Raw genomic sequence first — 15,205 nt, 5'->3', positions numbered from 1 at the left:
GGCGAAATGCGCATGACCGCTTTCGAGGACGTCAGCCTTCGAGCCCTCATGCTCCTGAGCGCTGTTGACGGCTCCGAGCCCCTCGCGACGCGTGCCATTGCCGAGGGCGTCGGTACGCCCTACAACCACGTCAGCAAGGCGGTGCTCAAGCTCCGTGAGCTCGGGTTGATCGAGGCGACCCGCGGGCGGTCCGGGGGCGTCCAACTCAGCGACGCGGGCCGCAAGGCGACGATCGGTTCTGTCCTGCGGGCGCTCGATACGCGCCGGGATCTCCCCGACTGCGAGGGCGGAGCAGCGGGCGACTGCCCGCTCATAGCCCAGTGCGGCCTACGCTCTGCCCTGCGCCGAGCGCGAGAGGCGTTCTACCGGGAACTCGACGCAGTGAAGATCTCCTCCCTTCCGAACCCCCGCCAGATGGGGCCAGTTCTAGTGCAACTCGGCCTGCCGCCGTCTGCCGCGTCGTACGAGCCTGCGGCGTTCGGGCCCTCCGAGGAGAGCGCCACGACCGCTCCTGCCGCCCCGGCATGTCACAGCGTCGATCCTCAGCCCGACCCGGTCTAGACATCTGTGGCCAACGCCACTCCTCCTCGTTTTGGCGTTTTCTACGACACGTAGAAGACTTGGAGTTAATCAAGTACGGATCATGCTTGATTAACCTCCAACCCTGAGGAGTCCCCATGCTCTCGGACACAGCCCGCCCCATCATCGAAGCGACCCTCCCGCTGGTCGGAAGCCGTATCGGGGAGATCACCCCGCTCTTCTACGAGAAGATGTTCGCGGCCCATCCCGAGCTCCTGAACGGAATGTTCAGCCGCGCGAACCAGGCCAACGGCGAACAGCGGAAGGCCCTCGCGGGGGCGATCGCCGCCTTCGCAACGCATCTGGTCCAGAACCCCGGGACGCTCCCCGAGGCCGTGCTGGCCCGCATCGCGCACAAGCACGCGTCCCTCGGCATCACACCGGACATGTACGAGATCGTCTACAAGTACCTGTTCGAGGCCATCGCCGAGGACCTCGGCGAGGCTGTCACGCCCGAGGTCGCCGCGGCCTGGTCCGAGGTCTACTGGCTCATGGCGGAGGCCCTCATGAAGATCGAGTCGGGCCTCTATGCACGGCAGGCGAACAACGTCATGTGGGCACCGTGGAGGGTTGTCGAGAAGAAGGCCTCGAGCGCCACCACGGTGACCTTCGTCCTCGAGCCCGCGGACGATAGCCCCGTCACTCCCGGCCAGCCCGGCCAGTTCCTGAGCGTGCGCGTGCCCGTCGAGGACGGCCTCCTCCAGGTTCGCCAGTACTCCCTCTCGGCCGACGCGGAGTCCACGGAGCGCCGTGTGTTCACCACGAAGTACAACGACGGCGGCGAGGTCTCCCCGATCCTGCACGAGAAGGTCAAGGTCGGCGACGTCGTCGAGCTCTCCAACCCCTACGGGGACGTGACGCTCGACGACAGCGACGGCCCCCTCGTCCTGGCCTCGGCGGGCATCGGCTGCACCCCGAGCGCGTCGATCCTCCGCTCCCTCGCAAACGCGGGTTCGGACCGAGAAGTCCTCGTCCTGCATGCCGAGCGCAGCCTCGAAGCGTGGGCCCTGAGCGACCAGATGCTGGGCGACATCGAGAAGATCGACGACGCCGAGCTTCACCTTTGGCTCCAGCAGCCCGCGGCCGGGCCCGTTGAGGGCGCGACCGCGGCACGAGAAGGCTACATGAGCCTGTCCGAGGTGGACGTACCGGCGGACGCGAACCTGTACCTGTGCGGCCCGCTCGGGTTCATGCAGAAGATCCGCTCCGAGGCGATCGCGCTCGGGATTCCCGCCCAGCGCATTCACTACGAGGTCTTCGGCCCCGACCTCTGGCTCGCCTCGGCCAACTGAGCCGGCCGAGGCGAGCTCGGCCAATCGGGCCGGAGCAAAGTCACAGCTTGCCCTCGCTCCGAGGGGGTATCGTGCCCTCATCGGCAGGTGCCCCCTCGGATGCGAGTGATGGAGGAGCAGGCTGTGGCAATGCGCCGCTGGTTCGCAGTCAGTGCCGCACTCGCCGTCGTCGTCCTTCTCATCGCCGCCGCCTGCAGCGCCGTCGGGCGCCCTGCCCAAAGTGCTACGCCTGCAGGCATCTCCAAGATCAAGCACGTAGTGATCATCATGCAGGAGAACCGCTCGTTCGACAGCTACTTCGGCACCTTCCCGGGAGCCGATGGCATTCCGATGCAGAACGGCGTCCCGACCGTATGCGTCCCTGACCCAGAGAAGCACGCATGTGTCCGCCCGTACTACGATCCGGCGGACCGCAACGCCGGCGGTCCGCACAGCCAGTCCAACGCGAAGGCGGACGTCAACGGCGGCCAGATGAACGGGTTCATCGCGCAGGCCGAGCACGCGTCGTCGAACTGCGCGGCCAACGATCCCAACTGCACCGGGACGAAGGGCACCGACGTCATGGGCTACCACGACGCCCGTGACATCCCGAACTACTGGACGTACGCGAAGGACTTCACGCTCCAGGACCACCTGTTCCAGTCCGATGCCTCATGGAGCCTGCCCTCGCACCTCTACATGGTCTCCGAGTGGTCCGCCAAGTGCAGCATCCCCGGCGATGCCGAGTCCTGCACCAACGCACCTCAGGGCCCCCAGCTCCCACCCGACTTCGGCAAGAAGACAGCCCCACCAAGGCCAGCACCCGACTACGCCTGGACGGACCTCACCTACCTCCTCTACCAGCAGAAGGTCTCGTGGGGCTACTACGTGTTCAACGGAACCGAGCCGGACTGCGAGAACGACTCAGCCATGACCTGCGCGCCGGTCAAGCAGAACGCGAAGACGCCGGGCATCTGGAACCCGCTCCCGTACTTCGATACCGTCAAGCAGGACGGTCAGCTCGGGAACATCCAGTCGCTGACCAACTTCTATTCGGCCGCTAAGAGCGGCACGCTCCCCTCGGTGAGCTGGATCGACCCGACGAGCGCCGTGAGCGAGCACCCGCCGGCGCTCGTCAGCTCGGGGCAGGCCTACGTGACCGGACTCATCAACTCGATCATGTCAGGCCCGGACTGGAACAGCACCGCGATCTTCGTCTCGTGGGACGACTGGGGCGGGTTCTACGACCACGTGGCACCTCCCGTCGTCGATCAGAACGGCTACGGGCTCCGCGTCCCAGGCATCGTCATCAGCCCGTATGCCAAAAAGGGATACATCGATCATCAGACGCTGAGCCAAGACGCGTACGTGAAGTTCATCGAAGACGATTTCCTCCACGGCCAGCGCCTCGACCCAGCGACCGACGGCCGCCCAGATCCCCGCCCCGACGTGCGCGAGGACAATCCGCTCTTGGGGAACCTCGCGAACGACTTCGACTTCAGCCAGAAGCCCTCGCCGCCGCTCATCCTGCCGAATGCGACGACATACTAGCGACGCGCTAGCTCAGGCGGGCTAGTTCTCGGCATTAGTTCGCAGCCGTGAAGATCTTCCCCTGGAACTGGGGTTTCTCGAGCTCGTCGACCGCGGCGACGGCGTAGTCCTGGGCGGAGATGAAGTCCCCAGCAGGGACGCCTACGGCCGTCGTGTACTTCCCGGTGCGCTCGCCCGGCTGGATGACCGCGGCCGGTGCGTGGACGGTGACGTTGAGACCGGCGGACGAATCACGCAGCGCCTCATACGCCCGGAAGACCGTGTCCGATTCGGCCTTGTACTCCGCAGGGAAGTCCGGGAGGTCCTTGATCCGAGCCCCATCCGGGCCCTGCAGGCTCCCAAAACCGCCCACGAGGTAGAGGCGTGCATCGGTCGGGACTTCCGCGATCGCGCGGTGTGCCTGGAGATAGGGCTCGCGGGAGCCGCCGGCGCGGTCAGGAGACGTCGCGAGCACGACGGCGTCATTCGCCTCGGCCACGGAACGGTACGTTTCGAGGTCGGCCAGGTCAGCGGCGCGGACGACGGCGGCGCCCTCCACTGTGGCGCCCTTCCGGCTGAGAGCGGTCACCTCGTGACCACGGCGCCCTGCCTCGGCAACAATCTGGCTCCCGACCATGCCGGTGGCCCCGTAGACGGCAATCTTCATGAAAGCTCCCTGTCGATCCCGTTGTGCACCATTTCGATGCTGGTGTCCGTCAGAGTATCCAAAAGATACCAAGTACTTCAAAGTGTTATGGTTACCCGGTGGAAAGCATCCCGTTCGACGTCATGGATCCCGCGTGCCCCTCACGCGTCGTGCTCCAGCGGATCGGCGACAAGTGGACCCCTCTCATCGTCCAGGCTCTCAAGGACGGGCCACTTCGCTTCAGCGAACTACGCGTCGCGGTCGGCGGCATCACGCCCAAGGTCCTGACCCAGACGCTCCGCGCCCTTGAACGCGACGGACTCGTGCTCCGCAAGGTCTTCGCGGAGGTGCCCGTGAGGGTCGAGTACCGCCTGACTCCGCTCGGCGAAAGCCTCCTCGACCCCCTCAACGCCGTCCGGGAATGGGCCGAGAGCCACGCCGACAAGATCCTCGCGGCGCGGGACGCCTTCGACGCTGCGACGGACTAGGCCTCAGGAAGCAAATCGGGCCTTCCAATTCTCAACGCTCCGAGCCAGAACCCTATGCACGAGGGCAGCGAGCAGAACGGAAACAAGGACGACCGAGACTCCTGCCAGCCACGGCAACGGAGCATCCCAACCGAAGGCCCACTCGACGATGATCACCAAGGGGTAGTGCACGAGATACAACTCGTAGCTAATCGTGCCGAGGAAGACCAGCGGCGCGCAGCCCAGCAGGCCTACCAGTGGGCCCGACTCCGCCGAGCCCACATGGCCGATGAACAATACTGCACCGAATGCGCCGAGCAGGGCCGGGCCCCCAACCTCGTTCGTCGGCGACGAGGACGCCCACCCAAACCCCGCGATCAGGAGAGCGGTCCCACAGATGGCTCCCTGCACGGGCACGCGAAGGAGAGACCCTCGATTCTGGGCAATCGCGAGAGCGCAACCGAGCAGAAGACCACCCGCCCGGAGGAACCACGAGGCGCGGTAATCGAGCGAATCGACGACGACGTTCACGGTCAGCATCGCTCCCGCAATCGCAGCAAGAACGGCGGGGGCCTTTGACCACAAGAGCGTGTTTCGCCAAATGAGCAATGCCGCTGGCCAAGCAAGATAAAACAATTCCTCGACACCCAGCGACCACGTGTGACTCCATGCCTTCGATACATTCCAGCCCGCCTCCATGAAGAACGGTGTCGTGTAACTGAGCGCAAACACGTTCTCCAGCACGAAATATCGTGCAAGCGGGGCGAACATCAGTCCCGGGACAGCGAAAATTGCCAAGCTGGCGAGCAATGCGGGATACAGGCGCACGAGTCGGCGAAGGTAGAACCGGCCAAGCCGGATAGTGTCGGTTGCTTCGAGGCTCCGCAGCAGGATTCGCGTGATGAGGAATCCCGAGAGCACAAAAAAGATGTCAACTCCGAGCATTCCGCCGTGCCAGTCGTCCCCGATGATATGGGCCATGAGAACCAGCGTGACCGCGACCGCACGCAGCCCGTCCAAGGCCGGAACATAGGCCATGGCGCGATCAGCTCCCAAGGTGCTGGCCGTAGAACTCCATCAAGTCGCCCCTCAACCCCTCCGCGGTATACCGAGAGAGGATTGCGGCAGAAGCTTGAAGGCCGCGATCCGCAAGCACCTCGAGAGGCTGCTCGGTGGCCCTGATGAGATTCTCGAGGAGTTCGACGAATCCGGAAACCGGTGCTGAGAACGCCGGATCAAAGAACTCGTCTCCTCCCCCGCCCGTGTAGCCGACCACGTAGCAGCCGCACGCCATCGCCTCGGCCGCTGGTAGTCCAAAGCCGTCCCTGTCGCTCAGGCTCAGGAAGATGGCGGACTCGCGAAGGACTCGGGCGACTTCGACTTCCGCAAGCCCACGTATAGGCATGAGCTCCCAGCCCAGCCCACGCGAGCGAAGCACATGGCGCAGTTGCTCGAATTCCTCGAAGCGCCGGCTGGGCACGAAGGCTATCTGGCGCTTTCGCTCTTGGGCACCAGCGTGGAAAATCTTCTGGTCGACAACGTTGCGGACCATCGAAATTGAGAGATCCGGGAACGCGAGCGAGAGAAGACGCCGTGAATCTTCGGACACGGTCAGAATCCCTCGCAGATCCGGCAAGTCTCGGTAGGGCGCCCCAGGCGCGGTCGCCTCGAAGTCGAGTCTGTCGAACGTATGGTGAGCGCCTTGGTTGAAGATGATCTTGCCGACGCCCTTCGGCAGCGAGTCCAGTCCCGGACCGTAGTACTCCGGAACCACCAGCAAATCATCGCGTTTTAGACGTATGCTCCTCGGCGTCTCGATCCGCGTTTCATGCTCGAACCACGTCATCCGGGCATAGCCCTCAGAATGCAATACTGCGGCGCTCATTCCGAGCGCATTGAGAAGGTCGACGTGCCTGTAGATCACCCGAATGCCCCCAGTCGGCCGTTCGGAGTGAGGCGAAAGGTAGTAGATGGAAGGAGCGCCGCTCAGCGGGAGTACCTCGAGGCTTGGAGGTTGACGGCCCTCGCGCATTCGGCGTCGTTGGCGCTCGGCGCGTGCCAACTTGATGCGAGCCTGCAAACCCATACGTATCCTCCACCGGTACCCCGCCAACTGCTCTAGTCGACCAGAGGGGAAGCGGAGTACGTGGAGACGCCGATCGGTCTCGGTGTTCGGGCACCGAGACCGATCGGGGTTGGCAAGAGGAGCTAGAAGACCCGCCGCCAGTTCGTCTTGGCGAGGTCGAGCACCTCGTCCCCACGGCCCGAGAGCACGGTCCGGAGCGCGTAAAGCGTGAAGCCCCCGGCCTGCTGTGCAGTGATCGTGGGCGGCATGGCGAGCTCCTGGCGGATGGTGGCGACGTCGACCAGCGCCGGCCCATCGTGCTCGAACGCCTCCTTGAGCCCCTGCTCGAGCTCGGACGAGTCGTTGACCCTTACCCCCTTGATCCCGAGCGCCTCGGCCACCCCGGCAAAGTTCGGGTTGTCCAGTCCCGTCCCGAAATTCACGAAGCCGACGGACTTCATCTCGAGCTCAATGAAGTTGAGCGAGGCGTTGTTGAACACCACGAGCTTGACGGGGAGCTTGTTCTGCACGATCGTGAGGAGCTCGCCCATGAGCATCGAGAGACCGCCATCTCCCGCAAGCGCCACGACCTGCCGCCCCGGGTAGGCGGCCTGCGCACCCATCGCATGAGGGAGGGCGTTTGCCATGGAGCCATGCGTGAATGAGCCGACCAACCGCCGTCGTCCGTTCATGGTGAGGTAGCGCGCCGCCCAGATGACGGGCGTGCCGACGTCGGCAGTGAAGACCGCGTCGTCGGCGGCGAGCTGATCGATGACCCGCGTGATGTACTGCGGGTGCAGCGCCTGCCCCTTCTTGGTGGGCGTGGCGAGGTCGTCGAGCTTCGCGCGTGCCTTCGCGTAGTGCTTGAGCGACGCCTCGAGGTGCGTGCGCCGGTGCTTGCGCTTGAGCAGTGGCAGGAGGGCGGTCGCGGTGTCCTTGACGTCGCCGACGAGCCCGAGATCGAGCTTGGTGCGCCGTCCGAGCTGGTCGCCGCGCAGGTCGACCTGGATGATCTTGGCGTGGTCCGGATAGAACTGCTGGTACGGAAAATCGGTCCCCAGCATGAGCAACGCATCGCACGTCTCCATCGCCCGGTAGCCGGAGCTGAACCCCAGCAGGCCGGTCATGCCGACGTCGAACGGGTTGTCGTACTCGATGAACTCCTTGCCCCGCAGTGCGTGCACGATCGGCGCACCGAGTGCGTCGGCGAGCGCGATCACCTCGTCATGCGCGCCCTCCACCCCCGCCCCGGCGAGGATCGTCACCTTCCCGGCCAGGTTGAGGATCCCCGCGGCCTCGCGGAGCTCGTCGTCGCTCGGGACGACATGCGGCGTCGTGCGGCGCACCAGGGCGATGCGCTCCGATTCGACCTGGGTGAGCCCGACGTCGCCCGAGAGGACGACGACGGCGACGCCGCGCTTCTCGATGGCTGTGCGCAGCGCGATCTCGAGAATCCGCGGCATCTGGGCGGGGTCGGTGACCTGCTCGGCGTAGACGCTGCACTCGCGGAACACTTCCTGCGGGTGCGTCTCCTGGAAATAATTTGACCCGATCTCACCGCTTGGGATGTGGGCGGCGATGGCGAGGACCGGTACTCGCGAACGGTTCGCGTCGTAGAGGCCGTTGATGAGGTGGAGGTTTCCCGGGCCAGCGGAGCCGGCACACACGGCGACCTCCCCTGTGAGGGCGGCGTCGGCGGCGGCGGCGAAGGCGCCGGCCTCCTCGTGGCGGACGTGGACCCATTCAATGCTCGGCGTCCCGCGGAGGGCGTCGGTGAAGCCGTTGAGCGAGTCTCCGGGCAGGCCGTAGACGCGGCGGATTCCGTTGGCGGCGAGGGTATCGACGATGTTCTGCGCGATGGTCGTCATTCCGTCACGCTAGCCCGGGTCTGTGGCCCGGGGATAGCTCTCGGGAATATCTCGTTCGCCACAGCGTTAGACTTGAGTGACAGTCACTCAACTTTCTGGAGGATAGTTTGCCTATCTTTTTCGGCCCGACTGCTGGCAACGGTTCGTTCGACGACTTCCTTGCCCGCTACCTGCAGGGCCAGGGGTCGCGCCGGACTGGTCGTCCCCTCGACCTCACACGGCTCTTGAGCCGCGGAAGTCAGCAGGTCCTGAGCGCCGCTGGACGTTACGCGCTCGAACATGGGCACCGCGAAGTCGACGCGCTGCACCTCCTGCGCGCCCTCGCCGAGACGGAGTCCGTCGCGGGCATGATCGACTTCGCCGGTGCCGCAGCCGACATTCACGCTGAAGATATCGTCACCGCGACCGAGCAGCGGCTCCCTGAGGGAGCTTCCACAGGCGACGAGGACGGCGCGATGCCGCAGCTCACCCAATCCGCGCAGCACGCACTGCTCGACGCCTACAAGGTCGCCCGCTCGCTCGGCTCGACCTACATCGACCCCGAACACCTCTTCCTTGCGCTCGTCCTCGCCTCGGACGCTCCCGCGGGCCAAATCCTCGCGGCTCACGGGATCACTCCGCAGTCGTTCCAAGCCGGCGACGGCGGGGCGGAGCCGGAGCCCGCGGACGACGACGCAGCCCCCGCTGCGGGTCAGCGCGCCCGGCGCGCCCGGACCGATGCGCCGGGCGCTCGCGGCCAAGGCCGGGGCGGGCGCGGCAAGGAGAGCATGCTCGGCAAGTTCGGGACCGATCTGACGGCACTCGCCCGCGAGGGGCGCCTCGATCCCGTGATCGGTCGCGCCTCCGAGATCGAGCAGGCCATTGAGATCCTCGCTCGGCGCACGAAGAACAACCCCGTCCTCATCGGCGAAGCTGGCGTCGGCAAGACCGCGATCGTCGAGGGCCTCGCCCAGGCCGTCGCGTCCGGAGACGTCCCGGCGCAGCTGCACGGCAAGACCGTCATCTCGCTCGACCTCCCGGCCATGCTTGCGGGCACCCGGTACCGGGGCGACTTCGAGGAGCGCCTCACGAAGACCATGGACGAGATCGCGGCCGACGGGAATGTCATCGCGTTCGTCGACGAGCTGCACACGGTCGTCGGCGCGGGCGGTGGCGGCGAGGGCGGCATGGACGCGAGCAACATCCTCAAGCCACGGCTTGCCCGGGGCGAGCTGCACCTCGTCGGTGCGACCACGCTCGACGAGTACCGCAAGATCGAGAAGGATCCGGCCCTCGAGCGCCGGTTCCAGCCCGTGACTGTCGGCGAGCCGAACGTCGAGGACGCCGTCGCGATCCTCGACGGGCTCAAGTCCCGGTACGAGGAGCACCACGGGATCACCTACACGGATGCCGCGATCCGCTCCGCCGTCGAACTCTCCCACCGGTACATCACGGATCGGTACCTGCCCGACAAAGCGATCGACCTCATCGACCAGGCCGGTGCCCGGAAGAGCCTCGCGCGCGGACCGCGGAACGACCTCGAGGCGCTGAACGCCGAGGCGGCTCGCCTCGAAGAGCAGAAGGCTGCCGCGGTGGCCAGCGAGGACTACGAGGAGGCGTCGCGGCTTCGCGACGCGATCGAGGCGGTCGCGCTCAAGATTGCGGACGCCGCCGAATCTCAGGCGCCCCAAGCGGACGCCGTGGTTGACGAGCCGGACATTGCCGCCGTCGTCGCCCGCGCCACGGGCATTCCGGCGGCGCGCGTCACGGAAGGCGAGCGCGAGCGGCTCGCGCGCCTCGAGGACGAGCTCCATGGGCGCGTCGTGGGGCAGGATGACGCCGTGACCGCGATCGCGAAGGCCGTGCGGCGCAACCGGACCGGCCTCGGCGACGTCGGTCGCCCGGTGGGCAGCTTCCTGTTCCTCGGCCCGACGGGCGTGGGCAAGACTGAGCTCGCGAAGGCCCTCGCGGCGTCGTTGTTCGGCGACGAGTCCGCGATGGTGCGCTTCGATATGAGCGAGTTCGGCGAGCGCCACACGGTCAGCCGGCTCGTCGGTGCCCCTCCCGGGTACGTCGGCTACTCCGAGGCCGGGCAGCTCACCGAGCGCGTGCGGCGTCACCCGTACTCCGTGGTGCTGCTCGACGAGGTCGAGAAGGCGCACCCCGACGTGTTCAACCTGCTCCTGCAGGTGCTCGACGACGGGCGGCTCACCGATGGCCAAGGCCACACCGTGGACTTCCGCAACACCGTGGTGATCATGACCTCGAACCTGGGCTCCGAGTTCCTCGCGACCCGCGGCGCTTCGCTCGGCTTCGCTCCGGGCGGGGCCGACGGCGGGCCTTCGGACAGTGAGCTGCGGGCGCGGATCATGGGCCGCCTGCGCGAGACGATGCGGCCAGAGTTCCTCAACCGCATCGACGAGATCGTGCTGTTCCGGAAGCTCACGCGTGAGCAGCTGCACGAGATCGTGCGGCTCCAGCTCCGCGGGACCGAGGCGCGGCTCGCGGCGCAGGGCATCGAGCTCGACGTCGATGAGGCCGCCGTCGATTGGATCGCCGGGCGCGGCTACGAGCCCGAGTTCGGGGCGCGGCCCCTGCGCCGCGTGATCCAGCGCGAGCTCGAGGACCGCGTGGCGGACCTCCTCGTAGCGGGCGCGGTCGGCGACGGCGGACGGGTCGCCGTCACGGTCGAGCATGGCTCCGACGGCGGCGAGCTCGCCGTCCGTGCGGAGGAGCTGGCCCCCGCCGCCTAGCCATCCAAGGGTCACCTCCCGACGGTGCCCCACCATCCAGACGTCACCTTCCGCGGGTTCAACCCGCGGGAGGTGACGTCTGAACGAGCGCACACCCGCAGAAGGTGACCAATGGATGGAAGGGCGGCGAGAAGGGCGCGGCGCCGTCGTCGTCCGTTGGTCACCTAACGACAGTGGGCTCCATCCAAGAGCCACCTTCCGCCTCTACGCACCCGCGGAAGGTGACCATCAAACGGGGAGGCCGAGGTGCTCGCGCAGCACGTACTCGGCGATCGCCATCGACGACGTCGCGGCGGGCGAGGGCGCGTTGCGCAGGAGCGTCACGGAACCGACCTGGTCCACGGCGAAGTCGTCGACGAGTGCGCCGTCGGCCGCCCACGCCTGTGCGCGGACCCCGGCGCCGGCTTTCTCCGCCAGATCCGAGGGCCGAAGCTCGGGCACGAACGCGCGAGCCTGCCGGAAGTACAGAGGCTTGAGCAGCGACGCGGAGATTTCCCGAACTCCCATCCGCCAGTGCTGGCGGAACAGCGCGGGCGCCCCTGGCCACGCGAGGGAGCCGAAGGTGTCCCGCGCCGACACGTCGCCCCACCCGTAGCCCTCGCGCGCCAAAGCTGGCACGGCGTTGGGGCCCACATGCACGTCGTCGTACACGCCGCGCGTGAAGTGAACCCCGAGGAACGGGAAGCGCGGGTCCGGCACGGGGTAGATCATCCCCTGCACAAGGTCTGTGCGGGACGGCGCAAGCGTCCAGTACTCGCCGCGGAAGGGCAGGATCCGGGGTGACGGGGAGGCTCCGACCATGCGCGCCAGAAGATCGGACTGCAGCCCCGCGCACACGACGAGGCGATCGAAGGTGTGGCTCCCCGCGGTGGTGGCGACCGCCGTCGTGCGCTCCCCCGCCCGAACTCCGGTGACCTCGGTGCCCAGGAGGACCTGGCCGCCCGAGCGGCGGACGTCGTCGGCCATCGCCTCGGTGATTGCGGCGTAGTCGACGACGGCGGTGTGCGGCGAATGCACGGCGGCCACTCCCGCGACATGCGGCTCGATCTCCCGCATCCGCTCGGATCCGATCCGAGCGAGGTCGGGCACGCCGTTGGCGCGGGCTCGGCGCTCGATGTCGTCGAGCCGCGGCACCTCCTCCGGCGTCACGGCGACGACGAGCTTGCCCACCTCCCGGTACGGGAGCCCACGGTCCTGGCAGTACTCGCGAGTCAGCGAGCGGCCGCGCGCGCACAGCACGGCTTTGAGCGAGCCGGGCTGGTAGTACAGGCCCGCGTGCACGACGCCGGAGTTGTGCCCCGTCTGGTGCGCCGCTACCCGGCGCTCCTTCTCGAGGACGACGACGTCGGCCTCGCCTGTGAGCGCGAGCGCCCTTGCGATCGCCATGCCGACGATGCCGCCCCCGACCACCCCGATGCGTTCCGTCATGCGGCTTCCACCCTTCCTCTGCTTCCGTCCACCCGAACCCGCTGCCCGTCCGTGAGCACAGATGTTCCCCGTCCCGTTCCCATGACCGCTGGCACCCCGTACTCTCGCGCGACGATCGCCGCGTGTGAGCCAAGCCCGCCAGTGTCGACGACGATGGCAGCCGCCCGCGCGAACAGCGGCGTCCAGGACGGGTTCGTGTTCGGGCACACAAGCACATCGCCCGAACGCAGCTCGCCGAACTCCGCTGGCCCATGAATGATCCGAACCGGCCCCTCCGCGACCCCACCACTCGCGGCGGTGCCCGTCAGAAGTGCGCCTGCACTGCCCTGCCCGGCCCCGCAGGGAAGGACGGCCGCCAGATCGAGCAGCGGCACATGCGCGTATTCTCGCCGAAGCGCGGCGCGGCGCGCGGCGAGTTCGCGCACACGGGACCGGTCGCCGTCGTCCGTCGCCTGCGGTTCCGGCAGTGCCCGGAGTTCCTCGAGCCGGAGGTGGAAGACGTCCTCAGGTGCGGCGAGTGCTCCGACATCGGACAGCCGGCGCCCCAGCTCGAGGAACGTGGCGCGCAGGGGAGGCATGACCTTGGTCGCGAGGGCGTGAGTGTCCTCCCGGAAGGCGAACCCGCGCTGCGAGGCTTCGACGAGCTCCTTCGCCAAGCGGGCTGCGGGGCCTCGCATGAGGGGGTGCGCGAGGAGTTCACGGAGGGCCTCCTCCCCCGGCGCCGCGGGCTCGGGGGGTGGCGTCTGGGCGAGGGATTGAATGAGGGCCGCGACCGGCGTCGGGTCGTCCCGCCAGGACGGGGCCGTCGCGATGACGACGCTCACCGACTCCCGGTGCCCGTACTCGGCAAGGAACGCGGTCAACTGGGCGTTGAAGCCCGCGAACTCGGGACGCGTGCGGATCGCCTCGAGGAGTTCATTCGGCTTGAGGTCCCGGGCCGCGTCCGCGAGCGTCGGGTCGCCGCGTACGACGGCGGCGAGCGCCTCGAGCGCATCGTTGCCGGCACGGGTGCTCGTCGGAGCGCCGGCGACGAGTGCCGAGGCAAGCCGGCCGAGCCCAATGACGGCGAGGAGGGCCCGCAGCGGGGCGAGCGGTAGGAGTGCGCCGGGCAGATAGGCCGCGCGGAGCAGGCCGACCGAGACCATCGCCTCGTTGCAGCTGTTCACTCGGTCGAGGAGCTCGCGCCAGGTCAGGCTCGAGGGATCCTCGGCGTCGAGTTCCTCGACCGCCCTGGCGAAGTCCCGGACCATCGGGTCTTCGGCCCAGCGCTCAGACCGGTACCGCCGAACCCGTCGGATCAGGGCGAGCGGTGCGCCGATTGTGCTGAGGGTCGGGCGTGGTTGGGGCGGAACGAGCTGCAGCGCCACGCCGTCACGCTCGCGAAGGAGCTCCGCGAGCGGCGGGAACCGCACACCGACGCTGCCCGCCATGAGATCGAGCATGCGGAGGATGCCGGGACCGAGCCAGCCTGTGATGTCCAGTGGATACGGGCGCACCGTGAACATCTCGAGGAAGAACGGGGCGACGACGCGCTGGACCCCGTCGAGCGTGGGAGGCTCGAGCGGAAGCGCCGTCATCGGGCGCGCCTGGAGCAGCATGATCCGCCCGCCGGCCATCGCCCATTCAATATCCTGCGGGGTGCCGAAGTGCTGTTCCGCACGGACGGCGAGCGCCGCGAGCTCCTTGGCCGAGTCCTCGGGCAGCACGGGCTGCCCGTCCTGACCTGGCACCCGCGTGCGGATCTCGCCGTCGCGGTTCAGGACGAGGTGTTCGGGCGTCACCTGGCCCGAGACCACCGCCTCGCCGAGTCCGCGTGCCGCATCCACGACGAGTTCTGACCGGCGACCGGTGAGGGGATTGGCGGTGAAGAGCACTCCGGCGGCTTCGGCGTCGACCATGCGCTGAACGACGACGGCGATCGCCACGTCCGCCGGAGCGATCCCCTGCCGCTCGCGGTACTGGACGGCGCGGTCGGTCCACAGCGATGCCCAGCAGCGACGGACCGCGTCCACGACTGCCTCGTCACCTTCGACGTCGAGGAAGGTGTCCTGCTGGCCCGCGAAAGCCGCGCCGGGGAGGTCCTCGGCGTTGGCGCTCGAGCGGACGGCCACGCGCGTCCCCGCAGGCCCGAGCGTGGCGAGCGCCAACGAGATGGCGTCGCGGAGAGCCGGGTCGAGCGATTCGCCCTCAAGCGCCGCACGGGCCGCGGCGGGATCCTTTGCAGCCCTCTCGGGCACGACGCCCGCGGCCTCCGCCTGAGCCTGGTAGGCCGCCGTCGTCACGACGAAGCCAGGCGGGACTGGAAGACCGGCCGAAAGAAGCTCGCCGAGGTTCGTTCCCTTTCCTCCGGCCCGCGGCAGGTCGGTGGTGCGCAGCGATCCGAGGGGCAGCGTCAGGCTCGGGGAGGGGGCGCCGTCGTCCATGGCCCCACGCTACATCCAAGGGTCACCTCCCGACGGTGCCCACCCGTCCAAGCGTCACCTCCCGACGGTGCCCACCCGTCCAAGCGTCACCTCCCGACGGTGCCCACCCGTCCAAGCGTCACCTCCCGACGGTGCCCACCCGTCCAAGCGTCACCTCCCGACGGTGCCCACCCGTCCAAGCGTCACCTCCCGACGG

Annotated in this window: 11 protein-coding genes; 5 read left to right on the top strand and 6 right to left on the bottom strand. The window is 67.8% G+C overall.

The genetic code is table 11. The features are described 5' to 3' along the window. Nucleotides 1–6 precede the first annotated feature (6 nt). From LK10_RS11865 to LK10_RS11855, 3 genes are all read left to right on the top strand, one after another. Nucleotides 7–561 carry an RrF2 family transcriptional regulator gene (locus LK10_RS11865; protein WP_081998482.1) on the top strand — a complete coding sequence of 185 codons (555 nt, stop codon included), beginning with the start codon at nucleotides 7–9 and terminating at the stop codon, nucleotides 559–561. Between the two features lie 116 nt (nucleotides 562–677). Continuing rightward, complete coding sequence (locus LK10_RS11860) at nucleotides 678–1,871, top strand: globin domain-containing protein (RefSeq protein WP_043123936.1); 1,194 nt, start codon at nucleotides 678–680, stop codon at nucleotides 1,869–1,871. A gap of 108 nt (nucleotides 1,872–1,979) precedes the next feature. Beyond that, nucleotides 1,980–3,401, top strand: a complete 1,422-nt coding sequence (locus tag LK10_RS11855) for an alkaline phosphatase family protein (protein WP_156144147.1) — start codon at nucleotides 1,980–1,982, stop codon at nucleotides 3,399–3,401. A gap of 34 nt (nucleotides 3,402–3,435) precedes the next feature. Here LK10_RS11855 and LK10_RS11850 read toward each other — a convergent pair whose 3' ends face one another. Then, the gene (locus LK10_RS11850) at nucleotides 3,436–4,047 is read right to left on the bottom strand and encodes an NAD(P)-dependent oxidoreductase (protein WP_043123934.1); all 612 of its coding nucleotides are present in this window, start codon (nucleotides 4,045–4,047) and stop codon (nucleotides 3,436–3,438) included. Nucleotides 4,048–4,169: 122 nt separating this feature from the next. Between LK10_RS11850 and LK10_RS11845 the strand changes: the two genes are divergently transcribed. Further along, nucleotides 4,170–4,514: a winged helix-turn-helix transcriptional regulator gene (locus tag LK10_RS11845; protein WP_052207275.1), complete on the top strand. Its 345-nt coding sequence runs from the start codon at nucleotides 4,170–4,172 to the stop codon at nucleotides 4,512–4,514. A gap of 3 nt (nucleotides 4,515–4,517) precedes the next feature. Here LK10_RS11845 and LK10_RS11840 read toward each other — a convergent pair whose 3' ends face one another. From LK10_RS11840 to poxB, 3 genes are all read right to left on the bottom strand, one after another. Next, entirely contained in the window at nucleotides 4,518–5,531 is a 1,014-nt protein-coding gene (locus LK10_RS11840) for an acyltransferase family protein (RefSeq protein ID WP_043123932.1), read from the bottom strand. Between the two features lie 7 nt (nucleotides 5,532–5,538). After that, nucleotides 5,539–6,267, bottom strand: a complete 729-nt coding sequence (locus LK10_RS11835; RefSeq protein ID WP_197061922.1) for a glycosyltransferase — start codon at nucleotides 6,265–6,267, stop codon at nucleotides 5,539–5,541. A gap of 434 nt (nucleotides 6,268–6,701) precedes the next feature. Beyond that, the gene (poxB, locus tag LK10_RS11830) at nucleotides 6,702–8,426 is read right to left on the bottom strand and encodes a ubiquinone-dependent pyruvate dehydrogenase (protein ID WP_043123930.1); all 1,725 of its coding nucleotides are present in this window, start codon (nucleotides 8,424–8,426) and stop codon (nucleotides 6,702–6,704) included. A gap of 107 nt (nucleotides 8,427–8,533) precedes the next feature. On the opposite strand from poxB, the gene LK10_RS11825 reads away from it, so the two are divergent. Next, nucleotides 8,534–11,158: an ATP-dependent Clp protease ATP-binding subunit gene (locus LK10_RS11825; protein ID WP_052207255.1), complete on the top strand. Its 2,625-nt coding sequence runs from the start codon at nucleotides 8,534–8,536 to the stop codon at nucleotides 11,156–11,158. 228 nt (nucleotides 11,159–11,386) lie between these two features. Here the strand turns inward: LK10_RS11825 and lhgO are convergent, their stop codons facing one another. Then, nucleotides 11,387–12,586 (bottom strand): L-2-hydroxyglutarate oxidase, encoded by a 1,200-nt coding sequence (gene lhgO, locus LK10_RS11820; RefSeq protein WP_043123927.1) that lies wholly within the window; start codon nucleotides 12,584–12,586, stop codon nucleotides 11,387–11,389. Continuing rightward, on the bottom strand, nucleotides 12,583–15,009 hold the full coding sequence (locus LK10_RS11815; RefSeq protein ID WP_043123924.1) for a PEP/pyruvate-binding domain-containing protein: 2,427 nt from the start codon (nucleotides 15,007–15,009) through the stop codon (nucleotides 12,583–12,585). The genes lhgO and LK10_RS11815 overlap by 4 nt, the downstream gene beginning before the upstream one ends. Nucleotides 15,010–15,205 lie beyond the last annotated feature (196 nt).

It is taken from the genome of Sinomonas humi (assembly GCF_000802235.1).
Taxonomy (GTDB): Bacteria; Actinomycetota; Actinomycetes; order Actinomycetales; family Micrococcaceae; genus Sinomonas; species Sinomonas humi.
This window is presented reverse-complemented; position numbering and strand designations above follow the sequence as displayed.